Source organism: Amycolatopsis sp. NPDC102522 (assembly GCF_055584485.1).
Map to the genome: position 1 here is coordinate 36,656 of NZ_JBVJLY010000006.1, position 25,407 is coordinate 62,062.

Below are 25,407 nucleotides of genomic sequence, written 5' to 3' on the forward strand. Positions count from 1 at the left end.
GCGCGGACCGGGGCCAAAGGCGTAACTCGCGTGATCAGACACGTGACTCGCGTGATCAGACACGTGACTCGCGTGATCAGACGGCGAACTCACGTGACTGGATGGACGACACGCGCGACCAGGGCTCGCCGCGTGTCGTCCATCTGATCACGCATTTCGTCCTCTGATTGCGGTAGTCGCACGCGCAAGGAGCGCAAGCAGAGGACGAAACGCGGTCAGAGGACGAACCCGGCGGGGAACGGGTCGTCGGGGTCCAGCAGGTAGGTGGCGTTGCCGGTGATCCAAGCCCGCCCGGAGAACTCCGGCACCACGGCGGCGACGCCTCCGACGGTGGTCTCGGCGACCAGTTCGCCGGTGAACGTGGTGCCGATGAACGAGCTGTTCTCGAACGGCGTGTGCAGCGGCAGCTCACCGCGGGCGTGCAGTTGAGCCATCCGGGCCGAGGTGCCGGTGCCGCACGGCGACCGGTCGAACCAGCCGGGATGGATCGCCATCGCGTTCCGCGAAGCGCGGGCATCCGAGCCCGGAGCGAGGAACTGGACGTGCTTGCACCCGCCGATCAGCGGATCGGCCGGATGCTTCGGCGGACGCTGGTCGTTGATCGCCGCCATGATGTCCAGTCCCGCGGCGAGGATCCGGTCTTTCTCCGCCCTGTCGAACGGGATGTCCACTTGGGACAGTTCGAGGATCGCGTAGAAGTTGCCGCCGTAGGCCAGGTCGTAGCGCACCTCGCCGAGACCTGGCACCTCGACGACGGCGTCGCGCTCGGCGAGGAACGACGCGACGTTGCGCAGCTTGACGCGTTCCGCACGGCCGTCACGGACGTCGACCTCGGCGTGCACGAGCCCGGCAGGGGTGTCCAGGCGCACCACGGTCTTCGGTTCGGTCACCTCGACCATGCCGGTCTCCACCAGCACGGTCGCCACGCCGATCGTGCCGTGCCCGCACATCGGCAGACAGCCCGACACCTCGATGTAGACCACCCCCCAGTCCGCGTCCGGCCGGGTCGGCGGCTGCAGGATCGCGCCGCTCATCGCGGAATGGCCGCGCGGCTCGTTCATCAGGAACTGCCGCAGGTGGTCCATCTGCGCCATGAAGTAGCGGCGGCGTTCGGCCATGGTGTCACCGGGGATGACGCCGACCCCGCCGGTCACCACCCGCGTCGGCATGCCCTCGGTGTGCGAGTCGACGGCGGTGATCGACCGGATCGACCGCACCTACGCCACCCCCAGCGAGGCGAGCGCGCGGCGCATGTCGGCGGTGACCTGCTCGTGGTGCTCGCCGGTCAGCGGGCCCCGGGGCGGACGGCACGGCCCGCCGTAGCGGCCGACGAGGTCCATCCCGAGTTTGATCGCCTGGACGAACTCGGTGCGCGAGTCCCAGCGGAACGCCGCGACCAGCGGCTCGTAGAGCGCCCTGGCCTCCTCGAGTTTGCCGGCCCGCGCCAGTTCGAACAGGCGCGCCGACTCGGCCGGGAACACGTTGGGGAAGCCGGCGAACCAGCCCGTCGCGCCCATCAGCAGGCTTTCCAGCACGACGTCGTCGGCGCCGCTGATCACGTCGAGGCCCGGCGCCTGTTCGCGGATCTCCAGCACCCGCCGCACGTCACCGGAGAACTCCTTGACCGCGACCACGTTGTCGATCTGCGCGATCTCGGCCAGCAAGGCCGGGGTGAGGTCGACCTTGGTGTCGATCGGGTTGTTGTAGACCATCACCGGCAGGCCGACCGACGCCACCGCCTCGAAATGCGCGAGCACCTCGCCGCGGTTCGCGCGGTACATCGTGGGCGGCAGGCACAGTAGGCCGTCGGCGCCGTCCTCGGCCGCGACCTCGGCCCAGTGCCTGGCCTGGTGCGATCCGGGACCGTGCACACCGACGACGACGATCCCGTCCTCGCCCACGGTTTCGATCGCGGTGCGGGCCACCCGGCGGCGCTCCTCGTCGGTCAGCGACGAGTATTCGCCGAGGGAACCGTTCGGGCCGACGCCCCGGCAGCCGTTGTCGATCAGCCACCGGCAGTGCGCGGCGTAGGCGTCGTAGTCCACGGCCAGCCCGGCGGGCGCCGACTCGTCCGCCCGGTACGGGAGAGCGGTCGCGACGACGACGCCACCGAGGTCGGGGGTGCTCATTCAGGTTCTCCTTCGGTTCGGGCGGCGAGCTCGCCGAGCCGGATCGGCTGGGCGATGGGGCGGTGGTGCCGTTCGGTCCCACCGCGGAGTTCGGACACGGTCGGGCCGCACATCCGGCCCTGGCACGGGCCGAGACCTGCCCGGGTGCCGAGTTTCAGGGCGTGCGAGCCGGGGCAAGCCGCGTCCTCGGCCGCCCGCGTCAATTCGCCGTACGTGGTTTCCTCGCAGCGGCAGACGATCGTGTCTTCGCGCAGCCAGCCTCGCCAGGCCGGGCCGATCGGATGGGCCGTGGCGAGTCGCCCGGCGAAGGCGAGGGCCCGGTCGCGCGCACGGAGCAATGCCGGGGACGGCTCTCCCCCGGCGGCGGCGTGTCCCGCCACCGCGCCCTCGGCCGCGGCGGTGACGGCGCCGCCGATACCGGTGATCTCGCCCGCGGCGAAGACACCGTCCGCTGTGGTCCGCTGCGCACCGTCGACCCGGACGAAACCACCGTCCAGGGCGCAGCCCGCGGCGACGGCCAGTTCCGGTTGCGGCACGAAGCCGTGTCCGACGCAGACCGCGTCCACCTCGTACGTCCGCTCGGTGCCGTGGACGATCGACCAGTCCGCACGGACCCCGGCGGTCACGACTTCGCGGACGCGGTCGGCGCCGCGGGCTTCGATCACGGTCCGGCCAAACCGGTACGGGACGCGATGGCGGGCCAGCGCCGCGGCGTACCGCGCCAGTTCGCCCGCCTTGCCGACGTGCGCGGCCAGACGCCACGGGCGGGCCGACCATCCTTTTCGGACGGTCGAGAGCGGGTTCGCTTCGAGTACCGCGACCACCTCGGCCCCGACACCCAGCAGCGATTCCGCGACCGGCAGCAGGAACGGCCCGGCCCCGGCGACGAGGACACGCCTTCCGATCGCGACCCGCTCCCCCTTGGCCAGCGCCTGCGCCGCGCCCGCGGTGTACACGCCCGGGAGTTCCCAGCCCGGGAACGGCAGGGTGCGGTCGTGCGCGCCGGTCGCCAGGATCAGCGCGTCCGGGACGAGGGTCAGCCGCTGCCGTCCACCGCCGTCGGACTGTCCTCGCAGCAGGTGCACCCGGCGCTCCGCCCGGTCGAACGCCCAGACGGCGGACCCGGGCCACCAGCGGCACCGCGGATGCGCGAGCATCCGGCGACGCCGGTCGAATTCCGGTCCGCCATGCCGTGCCGCGTAGTCCTCCGGCGACATGCGGTGGTACTGGCCACCGGGCGTTTCCGCCTGGTCCAGTACCGTGACGCGGGCACCGGCCCGCAAGGCGTGCTCGGCGGCCGCGAGCCCGGCGGGCCCGGCGCCGACGATCACCACATGCCGGCTCACGCGTTCTCCTCCCGTGACTGGGTACGGATCTCGTCGCCGTCGGCGGCCGGACGGCGGCACGCGCGGACGTCGGGCACGTCGTTGACCGTGAGCAGGCAGTCGAAGCACGCCCCGATCCCGCAGAACACGCCGCGTGGCGCACCGGAACGCGTGGTGCGCCAGGAGATCCTGCCCGCGGCGAGCAGTACTCCCGCCACGCTTTGGCCCGCGATCCCGGTCAGGGCTTCGCCGTCGACGGTGATCCGGATCGGCCGGGCGCTCACGCCAGCACCGCCGGGCGCGCCACAGTGAACTCTTCGACGGGCATCGCGGGTTCCGCCCCGATGAGCAGTTCGCGCAGCAACCGCGCGGTGCCGACGCTCAGCCCGATGCCGGCGCCTTCGTGCCCGGTGGTGTGCCAGAGGTTCCCCAGCCGGGGATCCTCGCCGAGCACCGGGAGGTGATCGTCCACATAGGGACGGAATCCGCCGTACGCCCGCATCACCGCGACGTCGGCGAGCGCCGGGAACAGCCGCAGCGCCTTGACCGCGATGGCGCTCAGCACCTCCGGGCGGATCGTGTCGTCGAAGTCCACCCGGCGGCGGGACGAGCCGATCAGCACGGTGCCGCCCCAGGTCGACTCGACGACGGCGGAGGTCTGCAGCTCGCTCGAATCGGCCCCGACCGCGCCGACGTAATCGGCGTCGTAGACCTTGTGCCGGATGACACCGGGCATCGGCGTGGTCACCAGCACCTCGCCCCGGCGGGGGCGGATCGCGATCGGGGCGCCGAGCCGTGCCGAAACTTCACCGGCCCACGGGCCCGCCGCGTTCACGACGACGTCGGCCTCGATGACCTCGCCGGGCACGCGGACGCCGGTGATCCGTCCCTTGTGGACGGACGCGCCGACGACCTCGGTGTCGGACCGCAACCGGGCGCCGTGGCGCAGCGCGGACCCGAGCAGGGCCAGCGCCGCACCTGCGGGCTGCACCTGGGCGTCCTCCGGGTAGTGGAACGCGGCGGTCACCTCACGGGTCAGCGCTGGTTCGGCGTCGGCGAGTTCCTTGGCGGACAACGGTTCCGCGCGGACCCCGGATTGCGAAGCGGCGAACGCGGTGAGAGCGCGGGCACCGTCGTCCGTGGTGGCGACCACGATGCCGCCCTTGGGGTCGTACTCGATCGCCGAAGCGGCACGCGCGTCCTCGTCGGCGATCTCGGCGACGACCTGAGGCCACAGCACTGTCGAAAGTTTCGCGAGTTCGAGTTCGGCGCCGTGCCCCTTGTCGGAGACGAGGATGTTGCCCTCGCCGTGCGAGGTGGTGCCTCCGGCGGGACGGCCGCGATCCACGACCACGACGTCGAAGCCCGCCAGGCTCAGCTCACGGGCACACGCGGCGCCGACGATCCCCGCGCCGAGTACCACCACGCGCGTTCGGTTCATCGACCCTCCAGCGTTCGGTATAGCGAACGATCGGAGACTAGGTTCCTTCCCGGAGAGGTGTCAATAGCTCGGGAGGGGTCAGCCCTTAAGTACCGGATGCGGCCTGCCGTCGAGCCGTTCGTCGGCGCGGTACTGCAGCAGCAGGACCGAGTGCACCGGCCCGTCCGAAGCGGTGTAGCAATGCGGCTCGCGGGCGTCGAAGGCGACGTAATCCCCAGGGCCGACCTCGACGGTCCGGCCCGCCACCTCGACCCGCAGCGAACCGGACTGCACGACGGTGTGCTCGATCCCGACATGCCCCTGGGAGCGCTGCGGCGCGTCACCGCGCACCACCTGGTCGTACACCTCGAAGACGCCCTCACCGGTCTCGATCCGCCGCAGCGGCCGGAGATCGACACCCTCGCCGCTGAGCACCTCGACGTCGGCGCCGCGCACCACGATGAGTGCGCCGCCCGCCCGGTGGTCGAGCAGGTCGGAGATCGCCACCTCCAGGACCCTGGACAGGCTGAACACGGTTTCGATGGTCGGATTGCCGCCACCGGACTCCAGCTGCGACAGCGTCGCCTTGCCGATGCCCGACCGCCGCGACAGCTCGGACAGCGAAAGCCCCCTCGCCGCCCTGGCCGCGCGCAGGTTGACCGCCAGCATGTCCCGGATCGAGGGCGTCTCGTCCTCCACTGCCGTTCCCCTGTCGTTCGTCAAACCCTGTCGTTCGTCAAACCGTACGACCGGAGGGCGAATCGTTCGCTTTGCCGATCGAGTTCGCGGACATCATGACACGGCTCCCGACGGGGAGGGCATAGCCGTGGCCGATGGGGCGACGCGATGGTGGGCGGCTCCGGCCGCGATGAAACTCCTTCACCAACCGGTGTGTCACCGTCGACACAGGGTCACGGGCGCACCGTCGGTTCCCTCGAGCGAGGAGATTCCCGTGCAGCTGATCCGCAGATCCGCAGGCCGACGACTTCGGGCGTTCGGCGCGGTGCTCGTCACCACCCTCGGGCTGACCGTCGCCGTGGCCACCGCCCCGGCGACGGCGTCCGCGAACGCCTGTCTCACCGGCACACTCGCCTTCGACCATCTCGACGCGGAGGCCGGGACCGGCAAACCCGTGCGCACGCAGGTGGCGCGGAACGCGAACTGGGAGCTCTGGGGACGCACCGGTTCCGGAGCGGCGAGCAGGCTGGCCGCGGGGATCACCGGCGCGTCGGACGGCCGGTTCGCCGCCTGCCACACCGCTTCCCTGGCCGAGGCGTACGTCAGGTTCCGGTCGAGCAGCACGTCGATGTGGCGGGTCGTCAAAGCCGCGAACAACACCACCGACTACACCTTCGACTCCACGCGCCGCACGAACGTGTCCAGCACCCAGGACCTCGGCACGGTGAAGGTGCCGTCCACGCTGCAGCGGGCGTGGAAGGTGGTGGACACGCTCAACGTCCTCTACTGGAAGCGCGCGAACCCCGCTTCGTCCTGCTGGTCGAGCCGCCAGTCCGACGGCCGCTGTGACCAGATCACGTTCGTCTGGGATCCGAAGGTCGCCGACGGCGGCTATTGGGACTACCCGAACACGAACTACGTCTTCCTCGGCGCGACGATGCCGGATTCGAAGCATCTCGTGCTCCACGAAGCCGGGCACTGGCTGCAGTGGCAGCTCTACGGGCACGGCTTCCCCGTGGTCGACGACTGCAATCCGCACTACATCGAGAAGCACAGTTCGGAATCGTGCGCGTGGACCGAAGGGTTCGCCGACGCCGTCGCCGCCTACGCCCTGGGCGACTACCGTTACGTCTACGACAACGGCGGCTCCTACAGCTTCCGGAACGACGCTTCGACGCCCGGCTGGGACGCCGGCGACACCGTGCAGGGCCGGGTCGGTTCGTCCCTGCTGGACCTGTGGGCCTCGAACGGGCCGGACGGCGGGAACTGGAACCGCACGATCGCGCTGATGACCCGCGACTTCAGCCAGGACTTCCGCGAGTACTTCACCGAGGACCGGCCGGCCGCGGGACTGTCCACGACCGGCGCGGCCGAACGGATCCTCGCCGGGCACACGATCTCGTACTGAGCTGAAGGGAGCTTTCCCCGCATGCCATGCGGGGAAAGCTCCCTTCAGCTCCTGGCGGCCCGGACCCAGGCGGTGACCTCGTCGGCGGTCGAGGGGAACCCACCGGAGAGCAGGTCGTGCCCGGATCCGGTGACCACGACGTTGTCCTCGATGCGGATGCCGAGGCCGCGCAGTTCCGGCGGCACCGTGCGGTCGCCGGCGTGGAAGTACAGACCGGGCTCCACCGCCAGCGCCATGCCCTCGGCGAGCGCGCCTTGGCGATAGGCGCCGGGACTAGCGGAGGCGCAGTCGTGGACGTCCAGCCCCAGGAAGTGGCCGGTCCCGCAGACGATGTACCGCCGATGCTGCTGCCCGTCCGGCGACAGCGCCTCGTCCACCGAAACCGGAAGCAGGCCCCAATCGTGCAACCCCGACGCGAGCACGCCGAGCGCCGTCGTCTGGAAGGCGGCGAAGTCCTGGCCCGGGCGCACCTCCGCCAGTGCCGCGAGATGTGCCTTGTGCACCAGGTCGTAGACGTCGCGCTGGGCCGTCGTGAACTCCCCGCAGACCGGGAAGGTACGGGTGATGTCGGCCGTGTACAAGGAATCCAGCTCGACTCCCGCGTCGAGCAGCAGGAGGCTGTCTTCGGTCACCTGTCCGTCGCAGCGCGTCCAGTGCAGGATCGGCGCGTGCGGCCCGGCCGCGACGATGGAGGTGTAGCCGGGGCCGGTGCCCTCAGTGCGGGCACGCCGATCGAAGGTGCCCTGCAGCCAGCGTTCCCCGCCGCCGCGGACCGCCTCCGGCAGCGCGGCCAGCACGTCCGCGAAGCCGAGCGCGGTGGCGTCGACAGCGTCGCGCAACTGGCCGATCTCCCACTCGTCCTTGATCCGGCGCGAGTCCGCGAGGGTCGTCCGGAGCCGTTCGCTGTGGCCGAAGCCGTACGCGTCGAGCGCGGGATCGACCCCGGCACCGACCAGGAAGCTCGGGTTCCGCCCGCGCAAGCCGTGAGGGAGATCCTCCAACGGACGACATTCGATGCCGAGCGCGTCGCCGTACGCGGCGGGTCCGGCGGCGGTGCCGACCCACAGCGGGCTGGTGTCGGCGTCGCCCACGAAGTCGGGCTCGTCCGGCTCGGCCGGGCGCGGGACGTACAGCGTGGCGTGGTGGCTGTCCCCCGCCGGGGTCAGCACCAGGATCGCGCCTTCGCGCTGGCAGCCGGTGAGCCAGACGAAGTCGCTGTCGGCGCGGAAGCCGTGGAAGGTGTCGTTGGACCGCACCGCGGCCCGGCCGGCCGCCAGCGCGATCCGCTGTCCGGGCAGTTCCGCGGACAGCCTGCCGCGATGGGCGGCCGCGGCCTCGGCGGTGCCCGGTGGCACCGCGACGGTGGTGTCGGCGGGCTCCCAGCCTTCGCGGATCCAGTTACGGAACCCCTTGGCGGCCAGCAGCGCGCGCAGATCCGGCCGGGTTCGGTCGCCGGTCATCGGCTCCCCTTTCACGTTGTCGGAGTCCTCGCCGCACCCTCACACCGCGAAGGCGTCCGGCGTAATGACCGGCGGCGATAGACTCCGTCTATGGCCCTGGAGATCCGGCACCTGCGGGCGATCTGCGCCATCGCCGAAGCGGGCAGCCTCTCGCAGGCGGCCGCCGCGCTCGGCATGTCCCAGCCGTCGCTGACCTCGCTGCTCCAGCGGCTCGAACGGCAGATCGGCGCGCCGCTGTTCGTCCGCAGCCATACGGGCGTGACCCCGACCCCGTTCGGCGAGCAGACGCTGCGCCGCGCGCTGACCCTGCTCGTGGAGTTCGACCGGTTCGAAAGCGATCTGCTCGGCGCGCTGGGCGACGGCCCGGTGAGGCTCGGATCGTCCCAAATGGACTGCCTGCCGACCTTCGTGGAGCGGCTGGACGACGCGTTGCCGGGCCTCGACGTGACAGTCCATGTGGAACCGTCGAGCGCGGTGCTGGCGCAGGCGCTGGCCCGAGCGACCCTCGACATCGCCGTCATCGCCATGTCCGACGACCAGGAAGTGCCGCTGGCGAAGCATCTGGGCCATCGGGTGCTGTTCTCCTGGGTGCCCGTCTTCATCGGGCTTCCCGCCCGGCATCGGCTCGCCGACAGTTTCGAAGTCGACCTCGCCGATCTCGCGGACGAAGCGTGGATCGGACCGCCGGGCCCTGAGGACGGCTCGCTGACGTCGCTGCGCGCGGCGACGCATCGCGCCGGGTTCACGCCGCGGATCCGCTTCGAATGCCCCAACGGCGGCGGACGGCACCTGATCGCCGCCGGGCAGGCGGTGCAACTCGTGGAACCCACCGCGCCCGAACTGCCGGGCATGGTCGTCCGGCCGCTGAAGGACGACCCCATGCGGATGCGGCTGGTGCTGTCCTGGCGCAAGGAACGGCTGACGTGGGACCAGGCGGAAAACGTGTACCGCGCGATGATGACGTCGTACACGCGGCACGCGATGGCGTCGACACCGTTCCGGACCTGGTGGGAACGGCGGCGGGACTCCCGGTCCTGGGACGGGCTGGTGGACTTCTTCCGCGCGACCGGCGCTTGAGGCCAGGAAACGACCGCTTTCGAACAGCCTGTAACCCGATCCCGCTTCGCCGCGATTGACCTCCCGTACCGGGCGAACGGAGACGGGAGATGATGACGCAACGGCTGTGGCTGGGACTGGCGGTCGTCTACACGGGCACCGCCGCGATCCAGCTCTACCTTCTCGCCAGCACCGGCGCCGTCTGGGCCGGGACACTCACCGCGGCGGGCTTCGTGGCGGCACTCCTGTGCGTCCTCGCCGCGTGGAAGGCCTCGAAACGAGAACGGGACAACACGAGGAAAGCAGACACGCCCTAGCGATCGGGATACGGGACGGCCCAGGGCTCCTCTTCGAGACGGACACCGTTGGCGACGTAGGCGATCGTCCGGTACCAGCCCGCGAGCACCAGGAACTCCAGGAGCCGCGGAACCGGATAGTGCTCGGCGAGCGCGGCCCACGCGTCGCCGGAAACCGTTGCCGTGTCATGGAGTTCGTCCACGGCGGCGATCAGGGCCCGATGCCGCGCGGACCACGCCGGATGCCCGGCGTCGCCGGACACGGTCGCCTCGACCTGTTCCGGCGTCAGCCCGACGCCGGCTGCGAAAACCGCTGCGTGGACACCCCATTCGTAGCGGCATCCGCATCGTGCGGTCACCCGCGCGATGACGATTTCCCGGTCCAGCGCGGGTAGTTCGCCGTGCGCGAGCAGCCCCGCGCCCAGGACGCGCATCCGCGACGCCAGCTCCGGATGGTGCTGCAGCACCCGGAACAGCGTCAGCGGATCATGCGCCACGCCGGGCGGCATCCATTTCCGGAGGGCTTGTTCGACGTCCGCCTCGTAGGGAGGGGCGAGCGGTGCGATGCGGGCCATGACCACCTCGGGTGCTTCGACTTTCGAATCACTATGCTGCTTCTGAAGTCGAAGCACAAGGGGGTGGCATGCCCGAGGATCCGATCCCGCGTCCCGGAGGGCCGGTCCGAGGATCCGAAACCGGCCGCCCGCTCATGGCCGCGCTCGATCTGCTGGGGCGGCGGTGGACCCTGCGGGTGATCTGGGAGCTGCGCCACGGCGACGTCGGGTTCCGGGAACTCCAGCGGCGCTGCGAGCGCATGTCGTCGAGCGTGCTCGCCACCCGGCTCGGGGAGCTCACCGAAGCCCGCATCGTCGAAACCGGCGGGGAAGGTTACCGTCTGACACCACTGGGCGAACAGCTCCTCGACGCGTTGAATCCACTCGAAAAATGGGGCCTCGCCTGGGAAAAGGCCTTACGCGAGTGATCATGCGCCGGCGTGAATCATGTCTTGATCACCACACTCGGTATTGCCAGGCGGAGTGAACGGCGTACGGTGAGTAGTACGTAGGTTGAGTCCACCAGCCCGCGCGAACGACCCGCATGTCCGCGGCTCCGCTCCTTCACAGGGCGACGCGGCGGCGAGTTGACTTGCGCAGCATTGTGCAGGCTTGCCCGTTGTCCGTCTCGTCCCCGGCTTATCCGGGAGACAGCATCATGACCGACCGAATTCCGTTCACGCGTGGCAGCCGAGACGGCCCCGCTCTCCGCACCGTCATCCACTCCGCGGTTCCGCGGCCCCGTCCGGCGGACGAGCTGCTGCGGGTCCGGCGGACCCGATGGAGTGAACATGTGCTCGTCGTCTCCGCGACAGGCGAGATCGACCTCGCCACCGCCGGGCGGCTCGAGCGCGCCCTGCGGGGCGACCTCCCCGCCGCCACGGTGCTCGACCTCACCCAGGTCAGTTTCCTCGGCGTCGCCGGGTTGCGGGTCATCGAATCCGCCGCCGCCCGCGCCCACTCCGAACACCGCACGACCGGGGTCGTCGCCGACACCCGGCCCGTGCTGCGGTTGCTGCACCTGTTCGGCGTCGAGACGCACATCCCCGTCTACCGGTACCTCGACAGCGCTCTCCGCGAAGTACCGAAAGCCCTGCCCACGCCGAATCTCTGAGCCGCGGGACCGTTCAGGATCCGGCGAGTGGCAGAAGCGTGGACAACCCCGTCTTCAAGGCCAATCGCCGGATCGTGGGCGACGGCAGGAAACTCAGGTCGACGCCCTGGGTGACGCACCGGTCGTTGATCCTGACCAGGGTCGCCAGACCGGTGGAATCACAGAATTCCACGCCTTCCAGGTCGACGACGAGCCTGCCGGGCACGGGTTCCAGCGCTTCCTCGAACGTCTCCTTGAGGTCTTCGGACGTCGTCAGGTCGATCTCGCCCGCCACCGCGATGACGACGTCCGCGCCATCCGGCCTGGCGACGGTCACCGAGAACGGAACCTCCCGGTTGTCGCCGTCTCCGCTCGTCACCGTCATCCACCCCTCACGATCGGCACCCCGAGAGTCCCGAACATATCGGATGGCGGCACTCACCCGCGCGGCACTCGCGTCCCGATTCCGGCGGTGCCTTAGCCTGGTCGATGGATCCGGCGGTCGTGGGCCGCGGCGGACGAGGAGGAGAGCTCCGTGATGCCGATCGACGAGCCGGTGCGCAAAAGCACCGACGAGCTGGTCCTCGAGGTCGCCGCCGTCCCCGCCCAGGCAGCCGCGTTGCGGGATCTCCTGGCGAACTGGGCCCTCGAACAAGGCCTTCCCCGCGAGCTGGCCGAGGATCTCAAACTCACCGCCTACGAAGCGATGACGAACGTCGTCAAGCACGCCTATCCGGACGGCACCGACGACAACGTCATGACCGTCACCGCCACTCGCGAAGACGCCCACATCAAGATCACCGTCGCCGACGAGGGCCGCTGGCGCGACGGCCGCCGCCCGGACGGCGGACGCGGCTTGCCGATCATCCGGGCCTTCGCGCCGGAGGCTTCGGTGACGAGCACGCCCACCGGGACCATCGTCCGGCTCGCCTGGCCCTGCCCCTCCGTCTGAAAAGCCACGGGCGCCCCGCATCGGGGCGCCCGTGCTCTTTGTTCAGCCCACCAGAGGATCGGCGAGGATCCCGTTGACCCAGCTGCCCGGCCGCGTGGCGGCGTCCTGGCGCAGCACAGGCAGCCCGGACGGCCAGTCCACGCTCAACGCCTCGGTCTGGCCAGGCGGGATGGTCACCAGCTTCGAGGGTGTCCAGGACGTGGAGCCTCCGCTGCCGACCGAACCCGGCGTCGGGGACAGCACGGTGACGGTCGCGGTCGCCGTCGAACCCGGCGGGACCTCGTTGACCCGCACGCCGTTGTCCACCCGCGGCAGGTGATAGACAGGCCCGTTCGGGTCGCCCGGGCCGACCAGGTCGACACCGGGCACCCCGTGCAGGCCGCAGGCGCGCGACGAGATGTTCTTGAAGGTCAGCGGAACGTCGTACTGGCCCGTCGACTCTTCGAGCTGCTTCGGCTCACCCAAGGAGACCGCGAGATCCGCCGAACCGCACCGCTTCGCGGCGGCTTCGGCCGGGACGACCGCCGTCAGCACGAGCGTTCCGGTGAGCACCGCGACACCCAGGGAAACACGCTTGATCTGCTTGCCGGACATGGTTTCTCCCTCGATCGGCGAGATTCAGGCGGCGGTGACGGCGGTGACCTGGACGATGGCACCCTTCAACGGCCCGCCGGCGGGCCAGTCCGCGACGACGGGAACACCGCCCGGCCCGGTCGGCAGGTCGAAGGTGACCGTCGTCGGTGTGCGCGGGTTCGGCGCCTCGGCGGAGGCCTGCACGATGCGCGACACCGCCGGGTGCCCCTCGCGCAGGTTCACCGGCGCCGCGTTCGCCGCGGTGGCGTCCGGTACGGCGGCGACGTCGTCGATCAGCTGACCGTCGTCGACGAACGTCAGCGCGGTGGGCGCGCCCTGGAGCTTGCAGTTCGTGGTCGGCGACGCCGCGGTGTAGGTGAGGACGTAAGCCTCGTGGCCCGCCGAGTGCGACGGATCCGGCGTCACGGCCACCTCGACGTCGGAGGCGCCGCAGAGTTTGTCGCTCGGCATCGCTCCGGCGACGCCGCCCGCGACCAGGAGCCCACCGGTGACCAGTCCCCCGACGGTCATCGCCGCGGCCGCTCGCTTCACCTGGACGTTCATGACATCTCCTCCCGCTCGGTGATCGATTCACGTTGATCGAACTCACTGGGAAAGATGCCCACCTACGCCCGGAAGATGCGCGAAGATGATGTTGATCCCCCGAAAGCAACCCCGAGGAGTGACGAGCGTCTTTACGAACGTCGAGCCGCGTGCGCGGCCCAGCGGCCGTTGATGCGGTGGACCTGGACGTCCCGTTCGTAACAGGCGGACAGTCCCCCGTCGGTGAGGACCTCGTCGATCGGCCCCGCCCCGGTGACCTTGCCGCGGCGCACCATCAGGGCGTGCGTGGCCGTCGCCGGGATCTCCTCCAGGTGATGCGTCACGGTGACGGTGGCCAGTTCCGGCTGGGCCAGCGTCAGGTTCTCCAGCGCCATCAGGAGATCCTCGCGGCCCGGCAGGTCGAGACCGGCGAACGGCTCGTCCAGCAGGAGCAGCAGCGGGTCGGCCATGAGCGCCCTGGCGAGCCGGACCCGGGCGCGTTCGCCTTGCGAGCACACCCGCACCGGCCGGTCGCACAGTTCGGTGCAGCCGACCAGTTCGAGCAGTTTCGAGGCCCTGTCCCGGATCGAGTCGTCGTAGCGGTCCCACAGCGGAAGGACACTTCCGCTGAAGCCGGTGAGCACCACGGTGTACGCGTCGTGGTTCTCCGCGTCGGGCAGCCGCTGGTTGGCCCCGACGAAGCCGATGTGCGTCCGCACGTCACGCAGGTCGACCGCGCCCATGCGGTGGCCGAGCACGACAGCCGTGCCGGCGCTGGGGAACCGTTGTGTCGAGGCCACCGAAAGGATGGTCGACTTCCCGGCGCCGTTGCGGCCCAGCACGACCCAGCGCTGGCCGTAGTCCACCCGCCAGTCCACGTCCGACACCAGCGGCACGCGGCCGACGTGTACCTCGACCCCGGCAAGCTCCACCGCCGGTCCGTCGAGGTTCGGCTGGACGAAGACGGGCTTGTGCACGGGACCTCCTCGGACCTGACCGCGGTTCATGATCGCAGGGCGCGCGGCCTGGTCTCGTCCGGGGTCCGATCATCCGACGATGTCGTAGACCAGCTTCTGGACGCCGTTGCCATAGGACTCGCTCTCGACGAGTTTGAGGCTCTGCTTGTCCTTGTCGGTGTCGCTGAACAGCTTCTTGCCCGCGCCGAGCAGGACCGGGAACACCAGCAGGTGGTAGCGGTCGATCAGGCCGGCGTCGGCGAGGTTCCGGTTCAGTTCCGCGCTGCCGTGGACGATGATCGGCCCGCCCTCGGTCTCCTTGAGCTTCGCGACGTCCTCCAGCGAACGCAGGATCGTGGTCTCGCCCCAGTTGCCGACGAGGTCCTCCTCCCGCAGCGTGGTCGAAACGACGTACTTCGGCATCGCGTTGTAGCCGGCGAATTCGGCGGTCATGTCCGGCCACACCGGCGAAAACGCCTGGTAGCTGACCCGGCCCAGCAGCATCGCCGCGGCCTCGCCCTGTTCACGGCCCTTGAGCTCGTAGGCCGCTTCGTCGAACTCGATCCCGTTGAAGGTCCAGCCGGAGTTGCGGTAGCCCGGCTCCCCGCCGGGCCCCTCGACGACGCCGTCGAGCGAGACGAACGCGGTGGCGATCAGGGTGCGCATCTGGTTTCTCCTTGGTGGTTCCGAACTGCTTTCGACACTGCATCTTCAACACAGCGTCGACTGGGACCCGGCGGATTCGACAGCCTGCCGGAAGAAAGTTTCACCTCTCCGCGTCGCGGACGAGCAGGGCGATCTGGACCCGGTTCTCGACGCCGAGTTTCGAGAGCATGCTGCTGGTGTGGGCCTTGACCGTCGCGACGGTGATCTCCAGCCGCCGCGCGATGTCGGTGTTGGACAGGCCCTCGGCGATGGCGCCCGCGGTCTCGCGTTCGCGGTCGGTCAGCGTGGCCAGCAGCTCGAGTGCCGTGTCGCGCGAAGCCCGGCGCGCGTCGGAGGAGTGCGGCCCGGTGGCCGCGGTGATCAGCCGGGCGGTGGCGGCGGGCGACAGCGCGGGTTCCCCGGTGGCGACCGTCCGGATCGCCGCCAGGATCCGCGGCGGCGGGGTGTCCTTGAGGACGAACCCGAGCGCGCCGACGCGCAGCGCGCCCAGCACCATCTCGTCCGAGTCGAACGTGGTGAGCACCAGGACCCGCGGCGGTTCCGGGAAACGGAGGATCTCCTCGGTCGCGCTCAGCCCGTCGCGACCTGGCATCCGGACGTCCATCAGGACGACGTCGGGCCGCTGCTCCCCCACCACGGTCACCGCGGTGTCGCCGTCGGCGGCCTCTCCGACCACGACGAGGTCCGGTTCGCCGTCCACGATGAGCCGCAACGCCATCCGCACCAGATGTTCGTCGTCGACGAGCACGACCCGTACCCGCTCGCTGTCCATTCACTCGCTCCCTTCGCGGACCGGCCACGGTAGCCGCGCGGCGAGGACGAATCCGCCGCCGGGTACCGCGTGGTGGTCCAGTTCGCCGCGCGCCAGTTCGACCCGCTCGGTGAGGCCGAGCAACCCGAATCCCGAAGCGGGCGGGCCCGGGACCTTCCGCGCCGCACCGGAATCCCGGATCGTCGCCCGCAAGCCGTCCCCCGCCTTTCCCTCGACGGTGACAGCCACCTTCGCCCCCGGCGCGTGCTTGCCCGCGTTGGTCAGCCCTTCCTGCACGATCCGGTAGACGGTCCTCGCGATCGCGTCGGGCGGCTCGCCCGCCGTCGTGGTCGTCAGGGTGACGTCCAGCCCCAGTGCCCGCGCGTCCGCGACGAGCGCGGGCAGGTCGGCGAGCGAGGGCTGCGGCGGCTCCAGTTCGTCCGGGCTCGCCCGGAGCACACCGAGGACGTCGCGTAGCTCCTCCAGCGCCTGATGGGAGCCGTCGGCGATCCCCCGGGCCAGCTCCGCGACCTGGTCGGGCGGCAGGTCACGGCGGTGCCCCAGCACCCCGGCCTGCATGGCGACCAGCGAGACGCGGTGCGCGAGGACGTCGTGCATCTCGCGGGCGATCCGGTGCCGCTCCACGATCCGGGCCTCGGCCGCGCGGGCGGCCTGCTCCCGTTCCGCGCCTTCGACCTGCTCCCGTAGGGAACGCACCTCGTCCCGGCGCGCGCCGATCGCGGCGCCGACGGCCACCACGATGCCGACCATCAGCAGGGGCAGGCTGATCAGCAGCCACAGCGGCTCAGGCGGGGCGCGCCGCGGGTAGAGGTCGGTGGTCAGCACCGCCGTGACCACGGACAACACCGCGGCGACCGCCGTTTCGGCAGGACGCCGCCTGGCGGCCAGCGAACAGAGCGCCAGCAACGCCGCGCCACTCGCCAGCGTCGAAGCCGTCGAGGCGAGGATGACCGCGAGCGTGATCGTGACCGGGAAGCGACGGCGCCACAGCAGCGCGATCAGGCCGGCGAGCGCCAGCAGCGGATCACCGGTGATCAGCCACTCGACCCTCGGTCCCGCCGCGCCCACCGGCAGTTGCGCCGCGGTGATCATCCAGAGCACCACACCCAGCGCGGCCGCGGCGAGCAGGCGCCAGGCCTGTCCCCACGGACGGAGAAGCGGCTGGGCGCCGTCGTCGGTGATCACGGGCCCATCATGGTGGACCCGCCAGGGGCGGCGCAGCCGGACACGGGACGATCCCGGCCCCGACCTCGGTCGCGGCAGGGCTCGACTTTGGTCGGACAAGACGCGCGACGCGATGCCGATGTGGTCGCGGCGCGCCCGCGGGACGCTGGTCCCAAGACCGGGAAACAGGGGGCGGGGAGCATGGGCAAGGGCGGCTATCTAGGGCTGCAGATCTTCGGGATGGTGGCCGTCGCCGTCTTCGTGCAGGCGAGCATCCGCGGTCTCTTCGACCATTCCGCGACCCAGTTATGGGGAGCGTTCGACTGGGTACCCGGTGAGTGGAGCGGCAGGCTGATCGTGTTCCTGCTGCTCGCCGCGGCCGGAACGGTGCTGGCGGGCTGGGCGCACAGCCGCGGCAAGCAAGTGTCCGGCTAGGGGAACGCCGGTCCGCTAGGATCCCCAGCCGGGCGATTTCCGTCTACATCGGACGGACTTCGCGGGTCTGGGCGATAGCGGGAGAGCGCATGGCGGACGGGGTCGGCTCGCTTTCGGGGTGGTCGGCCGATCCCACCGAAGTGACCAGCTACGTGGGCCGCGACGTCGAGACCGGCGAGGCGCGGCGCCTGCTGGCGGCGTCGTCGCTGGTCACGCTGACCGGACCGGGCGGCGTGGGCAAGACCAGGCTGGCGTGGCGGGTGGCGGCGGTCCATCGGGAGTCGACGGCCGACGAGGTCGTGTTCGTGTCGCTCGCCGAACTGCGGGAACCAGCGCTGCTGGTGCCGACGGTGGCGAACGTCCTCGGTTTCGGTGACCGCTCGGCGAAACCGGCCATCGAGGTCGTCGTCGAAGCACTGCAGGCGAGCCGGTTGCTGCTGGTACTGGACAACTGTGAGCATCTGGTCGACAGCTGCGCCTGGTTCGCCGACACCGTCGTCAGGGCTTGTCCCCAGGTGAGGGTGCTGGCCACGAGCAGGCAGTCGCTCGGCGTGGCGGGCGAGCGGGTCCTGCCGGTGCCGCCGCTGGCGATCCCGGAGCAGGGCGACTCCTTCGAACGCGCGGTGAACGACGAGTCCGTGCGGCTGTTCGTGGACCGCGCGACCGCGGTCGCGCCGTCGTTCCGGCTCACCGAAGCCGACACCGAACCGCTGATCCGGCTGTGCCGCAGGCTCGACGGGCTGCCGCTGGCCATCGAGCTGGCCGCCGTCCGCGCGCGGGCGTTGTCGCTGCGCCAGCTGGCCGACAGGCTCGACAAGCAGTTCTCCGTACTCACGAAGGACCGGCGTGGCCGTCCGGAGCGGCACGAGACCATGCGGGCCCTGATCGACTGGAGCCACGAGCTGTGCACGGGGCCCGAACGGCTGCTGTGGGCGCGCGCGTCGGCGTTCTCCGGCAGCTTCGACCTCGACGCCGCCGAGCAGATCTGTTCCGGCGGCGAACTGCCCCGCGAACGAGTCCTCGAAGTCGTCGACGGGCTGCTCGACAAGTCCATCCTGCTGCGCGAGGAGTACCCGGGCGGCGTGCGGTACCGCATGCTCGAGTCGGTGCGCGAGTACGGCGTCGACAGGCTCCGCGAGACGGACGGGACGACGGAGGTTCGGAAACGGCATCGGGACTGGTTCGCCGAACTCGCCGGCCGGTACGCCACCGAGTGGCTGGAGACCGATCAGCTCGCCTGGATCGGACGGCTGCGGCGCGAACACGCGAACCTGCGCGTCGCCCTCGACTACTGCACCGGCGAGCCTGAGGACGCTGTCGTCGGGCTGCGGATGCTGCGTGACGTCAAGGAGTTCTGGATCGTCCGCGGGCTGAACACCGAGGGCCGGATGTGGGTCCGGCGGCTCGACGAGGTCGCGGCGCCCGGTGTCCCGGAGCGGGCGCACGGGCTGTGGCTGTCCGGGTTCCTGGCGCTGGTGCAGGGAGACCTGTCCGCCCATCGGTGCATGCTGGACAGGGCTGCCGCCGAGGCCGAGACGAGCGGCGACGAACTCGCCGCCGCGTACGTGCTCCACGTCCGGGCCTACGCCGCGCTGATCGGCGACGACATGCCCGAGGCGTCGCGCCTGTTCGGCACGGCGATCGACCTGTTCCGCGCCCACGGCGACGAGGGCGCGGACCTTTGGGCGAGCTACAACCACGGGCTGGCCGTCTGGCTCGACGGCGACATCGACCGCGGCCGGGCGATCCTCGCCGAAGCCGTCGAGCGCTGCGAGAGGCGGGGCGAGGTCTTCTGGCGGGGCTGGGCGCTGTGGTCGCGCGCCGCCGCCGAGTACCTGCAAGGTGACCTCGCGGTGGCGAGCCGGTGCTGCGAACAGGTCCTGCGCCTGCACGAGCGAGTGGACGACCGCGTCGTCGTCGGGTTCACGCTCACCGTCCTGGCCGGCTGCGCGGCACGCACCGGACGTCCCAACCGGGCGGCGATCCTGCAGGGCGCGGCGATGAACGTCTGGCGCACGGTGGGCGCGTGGCCGACACGGTACGAGGCGTTCACCGAACCGCTGCAGACCGACACCGACACCGTGACGGCGGCGCTGGGCTGGGAGGTCGCGATCAAGGAGTTCGCCGACGGCGCCGCGATGCCCACCGCCGACGCCATCGCCTACGCCCTCGACGAGCGCTCCCCCGAGCCGCCGAAACAGGCCGCGCAGGTGCTCACCAAACGCGAGACCGAGATCGCGCACGTGGTCGCCGAGGGGCTGACGAACCAGGAGATCGCCGACCGGCTCGGCATCGCCCGCCGCACGGTGGACACCCACATCGACCACATCCTCACCAAACTCGGCTACTCGAACCGCGTTCAGGTCGCCACCTGGGTGACCCGGTCCGGCGATCCCGCCTGACGCTCACGCCGCCCTGATCGGGGTGGCCTGCTGCTCGGGGGTGAGGAGCTCCGCGCGCAGTGCGATCCGCAGGTCCAGCCGCTCCTGCGGGTCGTCGAGCCGGGCACCGAACAGGACCCGGAGACGGCGGAGACGGTTGCGGACCGTCTGCGGGTGGACGCCCAGGTTGTTCGCGATCTCGGGCGCCCCGCCGCGGGCGGCGAGCATGGCTTCGAGGGTTTCGGCGAGTTTGGTGCGCTCGTTCACCGGCAGGTCGGCGATCGGCGCGAGGCTGCGCGTGACGAGCGCGGTGGTGAGCACCTCGTCGGCGAACAGCCAATGCGTGGTCAGGTGGTCCGACCAGCACACGAGGGGGCCGTCCTCGATCACCTCACGCCGGACCAGTTCCAGCGTCCGGCGGGCCCACCGCAGGGACGCCGCGGCTTGGGCGGGCGCCACCGCGGGCCCGACTGCCGCCCGTGTCCCCGCCAGGACACCGCTGATCTCGACGTCGTCGGGCACGAGGAGGTGCGGATACTCGCCGGTGAGGTCGGCCAGCACCTCCGGGCCGAACGAGGCGCGGACCGCGCCGGGCTCGGCGGCGATGGCGACCACCCTCGCGGGCGGCACCCAGCCCGCCTCGGCCGCGAGTCCCGCCCACTTCGACGGCGGGCGGCCGCTCAGGATCTCCTTCAGCAGGTCTCGGCGCAGCTCGGCCATCGAAGGCGTGTGCGCGGCCCGGTAGGCGGCGGTGGAAAGCCGGATCAAGACGTCGGCGCACCGGAGCAGAGCCTCCACGCCGGTGTCCATCAAGGCCGCCCCTGCCCCGGGCTGCCGTGACAGCGAGGCCAGGACGGGCAGGGCACACCGGCCCGCCGAGTGGTAAGCCCGGGAGAGCCGGGCCAGGTCCTTGCCCGCGGCGTACTCGGCGACGCCGACCTGCCGGAAGGCGTCCGCACCGGCGGCGATCCCCAGCGCGGAGTTCATCCCGTCGTGCTCCAGTACCAGCGCGACGAACTCCGTGGCGCGCGCGTCGAACAGCGGCGCGTGCTCGGGCAGCGAATGCCGGATGCTCTCGACGACCACGCGGGCGATCACGAGGGCGGCGGAGCGGGTCGGGGCCGAGGGGGCCGGGGCGGGACGGACTGGAGCGTGGGACGCGGTCATCGTCGACCTCCGGGGCAGCGGGAATCGTCGGGGCGCCGAGTCTGCTACTCCGGAGTAAAGGGGCACATCGGGTGAATTACGTACTCGGGCCCATCCCGCCTACGCATCACCCGTTCGCGAAGTCGCGTTTCGGGTTATTCGAGGGGTACGGCAAACATGTCGGGTCGACGTGTCCGACGAGGGCGCGAGTTGTCACTCAGGGTGAGAGGTGTGTGGATTTCCGGTCATCCAACGCACCAAAACCCACATAGAACCAACTGTGTCCTAGGTACCTACGGTCGTGCGGTCTCGCGTGATCAAACGGCGATCACTCGTGATCAGAGCCGTGACTCGCGTGATCAGAGCCGGATCTCGCGTGATCGGACGCCGTTCATCGTGTTCGCCCTCTGATCACGCGAGATCCGTTCCTGATCACGCGAGTCACGTCCTCGCTCACCGCGGGTTCAGACCCGACGCCACCTTTGCCTTACCTCTCAGGAGAGCCCGAAACGCCACTCACGACTCCTGCCCAGGCTTCAGGCGTTCGGGTCGAACGGGATCCCGGCGGGCTTCGCCTTGGCGAGTTCGCCGTTGAACGACGAATCCCGGATCCCCAGCTGGGCGCTGCCGAAGTCGTGCCCGGTCAGCTTGTCGCGCAGGCCCGGCGGGTAGCCGTCCCAGCCGACCAGCGGCGGGTACTGCCACTGCTTCTTGTGGTTCTCCGGCTCCTCGCCGAAGCCCGCGTGCCGGAAGCAGTGCGTGCCGATGCCGTCCTTGTGGTAGATCACCTTGGGGTGCTTACCGGTCTCGTCCCACGGGACCTCGTCGCGCGCGCGGGTCGTGTACTTGCCGTGCGCCGACGTCGACACGTACTGGCCCCACTCGCCCTGGACCCAGACGACGACGTGCTCCCAGTCGTGCCGGTGACCGGCGCTCCCGGGGCCCAGCGCGGCCTGGTCCTTCTCGAAGTAGAGCGCGTACAGGTACGCGCACCAGCCGTTGTTGCACTTCACCCGCGAGTACGCGTTGGTGTTGTCCAGATCGGACAGATCGCGGCATTGGCCGTTGACGTCGCCACCCAGCGCGAGCCCGGGCGCGAGGGTGCCGTCACGGCCGATGGCCGGGGTCGGGTAACAACCGTCGCCGTCGTAGTCGAAGGCGGGTTCGTAGGTCCGGTCGGGCCAGGGCGCCGACCAGTCCAAAGCCTGCGGCGGGGCCGCCGAGGCTGTTCCTGTCACGAAGAGCAGAGCGGCGAGCGTGCCGAAGAGGACCGTGCTGAACCGTCGCATGTGGTTATTTATTCACGACTTGATTCAACACGGAACCCTCCTTGGTCGGCTTACTCGCAGACGGCCCCGTGCGCGGCGCTCCGGACGACCTTGGCGTACTTGCCGAGCACTCCGCGCGTGTACGCAGGCGGCTTGGGCGTCCAGCCCTCCCGGCGTGCCTCGATGTCGTCGATCTCGACTTCGAGCGTCCGGTTCGCGACATCGAGCGTGATCGGATCCCCGTCCCGCACGAACGCGATCGGCCCGGCGTCGACGGCTTCCGGCGCGATGTGCCCGACGCAGAGGCCGGTCGTGCCGCCGCTGAACCGGCCGTCGGTGATGAGCAGGACGTCCTTCCCGAGTCCGGCGCCCTTGATCGCGCCGGTGATGGCGAGCATCTCGCGCATTCCCGGCCCGCCCTTGGGGCCTTCGTACCGGATGACGACGACGTCGCGCGCGACGATCCGGCCCTCCGCGAGCGCGTCGAGGGCGGCCCGCTCGCCGTCGAACACCCGCGCGGTGCCGGTGAACGTCGATTCGTCGAAGCCCGCCGACTTCACGACCGCGCCCTCCGGCGCCAGCGATCCTTTGAGGATGGTCAGCCCGCCGGTCTTGTGGATCGGGCGGTCGAGCGGGCGGATGATCTCGCCGTCGACCCCGGCGGGCGCGAGACCTTCGAGGTTCTCGGCCATGGTCTTGCCGGTCACGGTGAGCACGTCGCCGTGCATGAGCCCGGCGTCGAGCAGCGCCTTCATCACCACGGGGATGCCGCCGACCTTGTCGACGTCGTTCATCACGTACTTCCCGAACGGCTTGAGGTCACCGAGGTGCGGGACCTTGTCGCCGATCCGGTTGAAGTCGTCGATGCGCAGATCGACCTCCGCCTCGCGCGCGATCGCGAGCAGGTGCAGAACGGCGTTGGTCGAACCGCCCAGCGCCATCACGACGGCGATCGCGTTCTCAAACGCTTCCATGGTCATGATCTGCCGCGCGGTGATGCCCTGGCGGAGCATGCCGACGACGGCTTCCCCCGACCGGTGGGCGAAACCGTCACGGCGCCTGTCGACGGCGGGCGGGGCGGCCGATCCGGGCAGCGACATCCCGAGCGCCTCGGCCACCGACGCCATCGTGTTGGCGGTGTACATCCCGCCGCAGGCGCCTTCACCGGGGCAGATCGCCCGCTCGATCTTGTCCACCTCGGCGCGGGTGATCTTGCCCGCCAGGCAGGCGCCGACGGCCTCGAACGCGTCGATGATCGTGACGTCCTGCCCGTCGACCTGACCGGGCATGATCGAGCCCGCGTAAAGGAAAACTGAGGCGAGGTCGAGCCGGGCCGCGGCCATGAGCATGCCCGGCAGCGACTTGTCGCAGCCCGCCAGCAGCACGGAGCCGTCCAGCCGCTCGGCCATCATCACCGTCTCGACCGAGTCGGCGATCACCTCCCGCGAGACCAGCGAGAAGTGCATGCCCTCGTGCCCCATGGAAATACCGTCGGACACCGAGATCGTGCCGAACTCCAGCGGGTAGCCCCCGCCCGCGTGCACGCCGTTCTTGACCGCCTTGGCCAGCCGGTCCAGGGAAAGGTTGCACGGGGTGATCTCGTTCCACGAGGACGCCACCCCGATCTGCGGTTTGGCGAAGTCGTCGTCGCCCATTCCGACCGCGCGGAGCATCCCGCGGGCCGCCGCGCGCTCCAGGCCGTCGGTCACGTCGCGCGAACGAGGTTTCAAATCCGGCTGGTCCTGCGGCATCGGGACACCTTTCTTCGTGGTGGGACACCGGGCACGCTGCCAACCCTGCGGGCCCGGCGCAACTCACCGCACCGCATTCGCTCCACGGTGCAGCGCCACACGCGTGATCGCGTGATGCTCGACGCCGAGCACTTCGGCCGTCCAGCCCGACACCACCACCCGGTCGCCCGGCTTCTCCGGGATCCGGCCGAGGATCACGAGGATCAGTCCGGCGATGGTCGCGTACTCCCCCGACGGCGCGTCCCGCAGCTCGACCCCGACGTCGACGAGGTCGTGCACCGGGAACGTGCCGGGCAGCACCAGCGAACCGTCCTTGCCGTCGCGGACGGCCAGCACGTCGCGGTCGGTCTCGTCGTAGATCTCGCCGACGATCTCCTCCAGCAGATCCTCCAGCGTGACCATGCCCGCGACAGCGCCGTGCTCGTCGACCACCAGCGCCATCTGCTCCCGCTCGGCCTTGAAACTGCGCAGCGCGTCCGAGACCCGCAGCGAATCGGGGTACACCACCGCCGGCCGGACGACCTCGGCGAGGTCTTCGTGTTCGCCGAGCAGATCGCGCAGGTGCACGACGCCGACGACGTCGTCCAGATGGCCGCCGCGGGCGACCGGCGCGCGGGAATAGCCGGACTCGGCCAGTTGCCGTCGCGCGGACGGCAGGTCCTGCTCCGCCGCGAGCGTCAGCACCGCCCGGCGCGGGACGAGCACTTCCCGCAGCCGTCGTTCGTGGATCTCCAAGGCACCGTTGATGATCATGCGCTGTTCGGCGTTCAGGCCGCGTTGCGCCGAGACCAGTTCCCGCAGTTCCTCGGGCGACATCTGGTCCGGATCGGCCTCCGACCGTCCGCCCAGCGCCCGCACGACGAAGTTCGTCGACGCGCTCAGCGCCCACACCACCGGCCGCGAAACCGCCGACAGGAAGTTCAGCGGACGCGCCACCAGCAGCGCCCACCGCAGCGCGTTCTGCATGGCCAGCCGCTTCGGTGCCAGTTCCCCGAGCACCAGGGTCAGGAACGTGAGGACCATGGTCACCAGCGCGACGGCCACCGCTCCGGCGGCGTTGCCGAGGAAGCTCAGCACCGGCACCAGGGGCTGCGCGAGGGACACCGCCGCCGTCGCCGACGCCAGGAACCCGGCGAGCGTGATGCCGATCTGGATCGTCGCCAGGAAGCGATTCGGGTCGCGCGCCAGTCGCACCAGCGTCCGGGCGGACGTGTGGCCGTCCCGCTCCAGGGCCCGCAATTGCCCCTCACGTAACGAGATCAACGCCATCTCGCTGCCCGCGAACACCGCGTTGAGCACCACCAGCACCGCGACCAGCGCGATGTCGAACCCGTAGCCGCCCACAAGCACTCCCCGGCCCGCCGGAAGTGCAGAACATTAC

At 70.6% G+C, this 25,407-nt stretch carries 27 protein-coding genes; 8 read left to right on the forward strand and 19 right to left on the reverse strand.

Annotated features, from left to right (window positions below; all coding sequences use genetic code 11):
• Positions 1-215: 215 nt before the first annotated feature.
• The 6 genes from ACZ6YV_RS16900 to ACZ6YV_RS16925 form a co-directional block, all read right to left on the reverse strand.
• Positions 216-1,217: a proline racemase family protein gene (locus ACZ6YV_RS16900; protein WP_465510459.1), complete on the reverse strand. Its 1,002-nt coding sequence runs from the start codon at positions 1,215-1,217 to the stop codon at positions 216-218.
• Positions 1,218-2,129 carry a dihydrodipicolinate synthase family protein gene (locus tag ACZ6YV_RS16905; RefSeq protein ID WP_465510460.1) on the reverse strand — a complete coding sequence of 304 codons (912 nt, stop codon included), beginning with the start codon at positions 2,127-2,129 and terminating at the stop codon, positions 1,218-1,220. It lies immediately after the preceding gene.
• Positions 2,126-3,475, reverse strand: a complete 1,350-nt coding sequence (locus tag ACZ6YV_RS16910) for an FAD/NAD(P)-dependent oxidoreductase (protein WP_465510461.1) — start codon at positions 3,473-3,475, stop codon at positions 2,126-2,128. The genes ACZ6YV_RS16905 and ACZ6YV_RS16910 overlap by 4 nt, the downstream gene beginning before the upstream one ends.
• Positions 3,472-3,738 (reverse strand): (2Fe-2S)-binding protein, encoded by a 267-nt coding sequence (locus tag ACZ6YV_RS16915; RefSeq protein ID WP_378236998.1) that lies wholly within the window; start codon positions 3,736-3,738, stop codon positions 3,472-3,474. The genes ACZ6YV_RS16910 and ACZ6YV_RS16915 overlap by 4 nt, the downstream gene beginning before the upstream one ends.
• Positions 3,735-4,895: an NAD(P)/FAD-dependent oxidoreductase gene (locus ACZ6YV_RS16920; RefSeq protein WP_465510462.1), complete on the reverse strand. Its 1,161-nt coding sequence runs from the start codon at positions 4,893-4,895 to the stop codon at positions 3,735-3,737. Before ACZ6YV_RS16920 ends, ACZ6YV_RS16915 begins: the two co-directional genes overlap by 4 nt.
• A 78-nt stretch (positions 4,896-4,973) precedes the next feature.
• A complete protein-coding gene (locus ACZ6YV_RS16925; protein ID WP_465510463.1) occupies positions 4,974-5,573 on the reverse strand; it encodes a helix-turn-helix domain-containing protein in 600 nt (199 codons plus the stop codon).
• Between the two features lie 253 nt (positions 5,574-5,826).
• On the opposite strand from ACZ6YV_RS16925, the gene ACZ6YV_RS16930 reads away from it, so the two are divergent.
• On the forward strand, positions 5,827-6,960 hold the full coding sequence (locus ACZ6YV_RS16930) for a metalloprotease (RefSeq protein WP_465510464.1): 1,134 nt from the start codon (positions 5,827-5,829) through the stop codon (positions 6,958-6,960).
• A 44-nt stretch (positions 6,961-7,004) separates the two neighbouring features.
• On the opposite strand, the gene ACZ6YV_RS16935 is transcribed toward ACZ6YV_RS16930, so the two are convergent.
• Positions 7,005-8,420 carry an aminopeptidase P family protein gene (locus tag ACZ6YV_RS16935; RefSeq protein WP_465510465.1) on the reverse strand — a complete coding sequence of 472 codons (1,416 nt, stop codon included), beginning with the start codon at positions 8,418-8,420 and terminating at the stop codon, positions 7,005-7,007.
• A 90-nt stretch (positions 8,421-8,510) separates the two neighbouring features.
• Between ACZ6YV_RS16935 and ACZ6YV_RS16940 the strand changes: the two genes are divergently transcribed.
• The gene (locus tag ACZ6YV_RS16940) at positions 8,511-9,497 is read left to right on the forward strand and encodes a LysR family transcriptional regulator (protein ID WP_378237003.1); all 987 of its coding nucleotides are present in this window, start codon (positions 8,511-8,513) and stop codon (positions 9,495-9,497) included.
• A gap of 89 nt (positions 9,498-9,586) precedes the next feature.
• Positions 9,587-9,793, forward strand: coding sequence for a hypothetical protein (locus ACZ6YV_RS16945; protein ID WP_465510466.1), 207 nt, complete (start codon positions 9,587-9,589; stop codon positions 9,791-9,793).
• Here ACZ6YV_RS16945 and ACZ6YV_RS16950 read toward each other — a convergent pair.
• Positions 9,790-10,347 carry a carboxymuconolactone decarboxylase family protein gene (locus ACZ6YV_RS16950; RefSeq protein ID WP_465510467.1) on the reverse strand — a complete coding sequence of 186 codons (558 nt, stop codon included), beginning with the start codon at positions 10,345-10,347 and terminating at the stop codon, positions 9,790-9,792. The genes ACZ6YV_RS16945 and ACZ6YV_RS16950 overlap by 4 nt on opposite strands.
• A 68-nt stretch (positions 10,348-10,415) precedes the next feature.
• On the opposite strand from ACZ6YV_RS16950, the gene ACZ6YV_RS16955 reads away from it, so the two are divergent.
• On the forward strand, positions 10,416-10,754 hold the full coding sequence (locus tag ACZ6YV_RS16955; RefSeq protein WP_465510468.1) for a winged helix-turn-helix transcriptional regulator: 339 nt from the start codon (positions 10,416-10,418) through the stop codon (positions 10,752-10,754).
• Between the two features lie 230 nt (positions 10,755-10,984).
• Positions 10,985-11,440, forward strand: coding sequence for an STAS domain-containing protein (locus tag ACZ6YV_RS16960; RefSeq protein ID WP_465510469.1), 456 nt, complete (start codon positions 10,985-10,987; stop codon positions 11,438-11,440).
• Between the two features lie 13 nt (positions 11,441-11,453).
• On the opposite strand, the gene ACZ6YV_RS16965 is transcribed toward ACZ6YV_RS16960, so the two are convergent.
• Positions 11,454-11,804, reverse strand: coding sequence for an STAS domain-containing protein (locus tag ACZ6YV_RS16965; protein ID WP_465510470.1), 351 nt, complete (start codon positions 11,802-11,804; stop codon positions 11,454-11,456).
• A gap of 153 nt (positions 11,805-11,957) precedes the next feature.
• On the opposite strand from ACZ6YV_RS16965, the gene ACZ6YV_RS16970 reads away from it, so the two are divergent.
• Positions 11,958-12,371: an ATP-binding protein gene (locus ACZ6YV_RS16970; protein ID WP_465510471.1), complete on the forward strand. Its 414-nt coding sequence runs from the start codon at positions 11,958-11,960 to the stop codon at positions 12,369-12,371.
• 42 nt (positions 12,372-12,413) lie between these two features.
• Here ACZ6YV_RS16970 and ACZ6YV_RS16975 read toward each other — a convergent pair whose 3' ends face one another.
• The 6 genes from ACZ6YV_RS16975 to ACZ6YV_RS17000 form a co-directional block, all read right to left on the reverse strand.
• Entirely contained in the window at positions 12,414-12,965 is a 552-nt protein-coding gene (locus tag ACZ6YV_RS16975) for a DUF4232 domain-containing protein (protein WP_465510472.1), read from the reverse strand.
• Positions 12,966-12,989: 24 nt separating this feature from the next.
• Positions 12,990-13,508, reverse strand: coding sequence for a DUF4232 domain-containing protein (locus tag ACZ6YV_RS16980; RefSeq protein ID WP_465510473.1), 519 nt, complete (start codon positions 13,506-13,508; stop codon positions 12,990-12,992).
• A 131-nt stretch (positions 13,509-13,639) separates the two neighbouring features.
• Positions 13,640-14,464 (reverse strand): ABC transporter ATP-binding protein, encoded by an 825-nt coding sequence (locus ACZ6YV_RS16985; protein ID WP_465510474.1) that lies wholly within the window; start codon positions 14,462-14,464, stop codon positions 13,640-13,642.
• Between the two features lie 69 nt (positions 14,465-14,533).
• On the reverse strand, positions 14,534-15,109 hold the full coding sequence (locus ACZ6YV_RS16990; protein ID WP_465510475.1) for a dihydrofolate reductase family protein: 576 nt from the start codon (positions 15,107-15,109) through the stop codon (positions 14,534-14,536).
• Positions 15,110-15,209: 100 nt separating this feature from the next.
• Complete coding sequence (locus ACZ6YV_RS16995) at positions 15,210-15,881, reverse strand: response regulator (RefSeq protein WP_465510476.1); 672 nt, start codon at positions 15,879-15,881, stop codon at positions 15,210-15,212.
• Positions 15,882-17,066 carry a sensor histidine kinase gene (locus ACZ6YV_RS17000; protein ID WP_465510477.1) on the reverse strand — a complete coding sequence of 395 codons (1,185 nt, stop codon included), beginning with the start codon at positions 17,064-17,066 and terminating at the stop codon, positions 15,882-15,884.
• A gap of 180 nt (positions 17,067-17,246) precedes the next feature.
• Here ACZ6YV_RS17000 and ACZ6YV_RS17005 point away from each other — a divergent pair, with 180 nt between their 5' ends.
• Both ACZ6YV_RS17005 and ACZ6YV_RS17010 read left to right on the forward strand, forming a co-directional pair.
• A complete protein-coding gene (locus ACZ6YV_RS17005; RefSeq protein ID WP_465510478.1) occupies positions 17,247-17,480 on the forward strand; it encodes a hypothetical protein in 234 nt (77 codons plus the stop codon).
• A gap of 89 nt (positions 17,481-17,569) precedes the next feature.
• Positions 17,570-19,882 carry a LuxR C-terminal-related transcriptional regulator gene (locus tag ACZ6YV_RS17010; protein ID WP_465510479.1) on the forward strand — a complete coding sequence of 771 codons (2,313 nt, stop codon included), beginning with the start codon at positions 17,570-17,572 and terminating at the stop codon, positions 19,880-19,882.
• 3 nt (positions 19,883-19,885) lie between these two features.
• Here the strand turns inward: ACZ6YV_RS17010 and ACZ6YV_RS17015 are convergent, their stop codons facing one another.
• The 4 genes from ACZ6YV_RS17015 to ACZ6YV_RS17030 all read right to left on the reverse strand — a co-directional run bounded on the left by ACZ6YV_RS17015 (position 19,886) and on the right by ACZ6YV_RS17030 (position 25,370).
• A complete protein-coding gene (locus tag ACZ6YV_RS17015; RefSeq protein ID WP_465510480.1) occupies positions 19,886-21,028 on the reverse strand; it encodes a helix-turn-helix domain-containing protein in 1,143 nt (380 codons plus the stop codon).
• A 515-nt stretch (positions 21,029-21,543) separates the two neighbouring features.
• Positions 21,544-22,296: an NPP1 family protein gene (locus tag ACZ6YV_RS17020; protein ID WP_465510481.1), complete on the reverse strand. Its 753-nt coding sequence runs from the start codon at positions 22,294-22,296 to the stop codon at positions 21,544-21,546.
• Between the two features lie 50 nt (positions 22,297-22,346).
• On the reverse strand, positions 22,347-24,026 hold the full coding sequence (gene ilvD / locus ACZ6YV_RS17025; protein ID WP_465510482.1) for a dihydroxy-acid dehydratase: 1,680 nt from the start codon (positions 24,024-24,026) through the stop codon (positions 22,347-22,349).
• 63 nt (positions 24,027-24,089) lie between these two features.
• Complete coding sequence (locus ACZ6YV_RS17030) at positions 24,090-25,370, reverse strand: hemolysin family protein (RefSeq protein ID WP_465510483.1); 1,281 nt, start codon at positions 25,368-25,370, stop codon at positions 24,090-24,092.
• Positions 25,371-25,407: the final 37 nt, after the last annotated feature.

Bases quoted from the DNA above. Each gene is read 5' to 3' on its own strand.
- ACZ6YV_RS16905 (WP_465510460.1), bottom strand. From the start codon at position 2,129: ATGAGCACCCCCGACCTCGGTGGCGTCGTCGTCGCGACCGCTCTCCCG.
- ACZ6YV_RS16920 (WP_465510462.1), bottom strand. From the start codon at position 4,895: ATGAACCGAACGCGCGTGGTGGTACTCGGCGCGGGGATCGTCGGCGCC.
- ACZ6YV_RS16935 (WP_465510465.1), bottom strand. From the start codon at position 8,420: ATGACCGGCGACCGAACCCGGCCGGATCTGCGCGCGCTGCTGGCCGCC.
- ACZ6YV_RS16940 (WP_378237003.1), top strand. From the start codon at position 8,511: ATGGCCCTGGAGATCCGGCACCTGCGGGCGATCTGCGCCATCGCCGAA.
- ACZ6YV_RS16945 (WP_465510466.1), top strand. From the start codon at position 9,587: ATGATGACGCAACGGCTGTGGCTGGGACTGGCGGTCGTCTACACGGGC.
- ACZ6YV_RS16950 (WP_465510467.1), bottom strand. From the start codon at position 10,347: ATGGCCCGCATCGCACCGCTCGCCCCTCCCTACGAGGCGGACGTCGAA.
- ACZ6YV_RS16955 (WP_465510468.1), top strand. From the start codon at position 10,416: ATGCCCGAGGATCCGATCCCGCGTCCCGGAGGGCCGGTCCGAGGATCC.
- ACZ6YV_RS16960 (WP_465510469.1), top strand. From the start codon at position 10,985: ATGACCGACCGAATTCCGTTCACGCGTGGCAGCCGAGACGGCCCCGCT.
- ACZ6YV_RS16965 (WP_465510470.1), bottom strand. From the start codon at position 11,804: ATGACGGTGACGAGCGGAGACGGCGACAACCGGGAGGTTCCGTTCTCG.
- ACZ6YV_RS16970 (WP_465510471.1), top strand. From the start codon at position 11,958: ATGCCGATCGACGAGCCGGTGCGCAAAAGCACCGACGAGCTGGTCCTC.
- ACZ6YV_RS16975 (WP_465510472.1), bottom strand. From the start codon at position 12,965: ATGTCCGGCAAGCAGATCAAGCGTGTTTCCCTGGGTGTCGCGGTGCTC.
- ACZ6YV_RS16980 (WP_465510473.1), bottom strand. From the start codon at position 13,508: ATGAACGTCCAGGTGAAGCGAGCGGCCGCGGCGATGACCGTCGGGGGA.
- ACZ6YV_RS16990 (WP_465510475.1), bottom strand. From the start codon at position 15,109: ATGCGCACCCTGATCGCCACCGCGTTCGTCTCGCTCGACGGCGTCGTC.
- ACZ6YV_RS16995 (WP_465510476.1), bottom strand. From the start codon at position 15,881: ATGGACAGCGAGCGGGTACGGGTCGTGCTCGTCGACGACGAACATCTG.
- ACZ6YV_RS17005 (WP_465510478.1), top strand. From the start codon at position 17,247: ATGGGCAAGGGCGGCTATCTAGGGCTGCAGATCTTCGGGATGGTGGCC.
- ACZ6YV_RS17010 (WP_465510479.1), top strand. From the start codon at position 17,570: ATGGCGGACGGGGTCGGCTCGCTTTCGGGGTGGTCGGCCGATCCCACC.
- ACZ6YV_RS17015 (WP_465510480.1), bottom strand. From the start codon at position 21,028: ATGACCGCGTCCCACGCTCCAGTCCGTCCCGCCCCGGCCCCCTCGGCC.
- ACZ6YV_RS17020 (WP_465510481.1), bottom strand. From the start codon at position 22,296: ATGCGACGGTTCAGCACGGTCCTCTTCGGCACGCTCGCCGCTCTGCTC.
- ilvD (WP_465510482.1), bottom strand. From the start codon at position 24,026: ATGCCGCAGGACCAGCCGGATTTGAAACCTCGTTCGCGCGACGTGACC.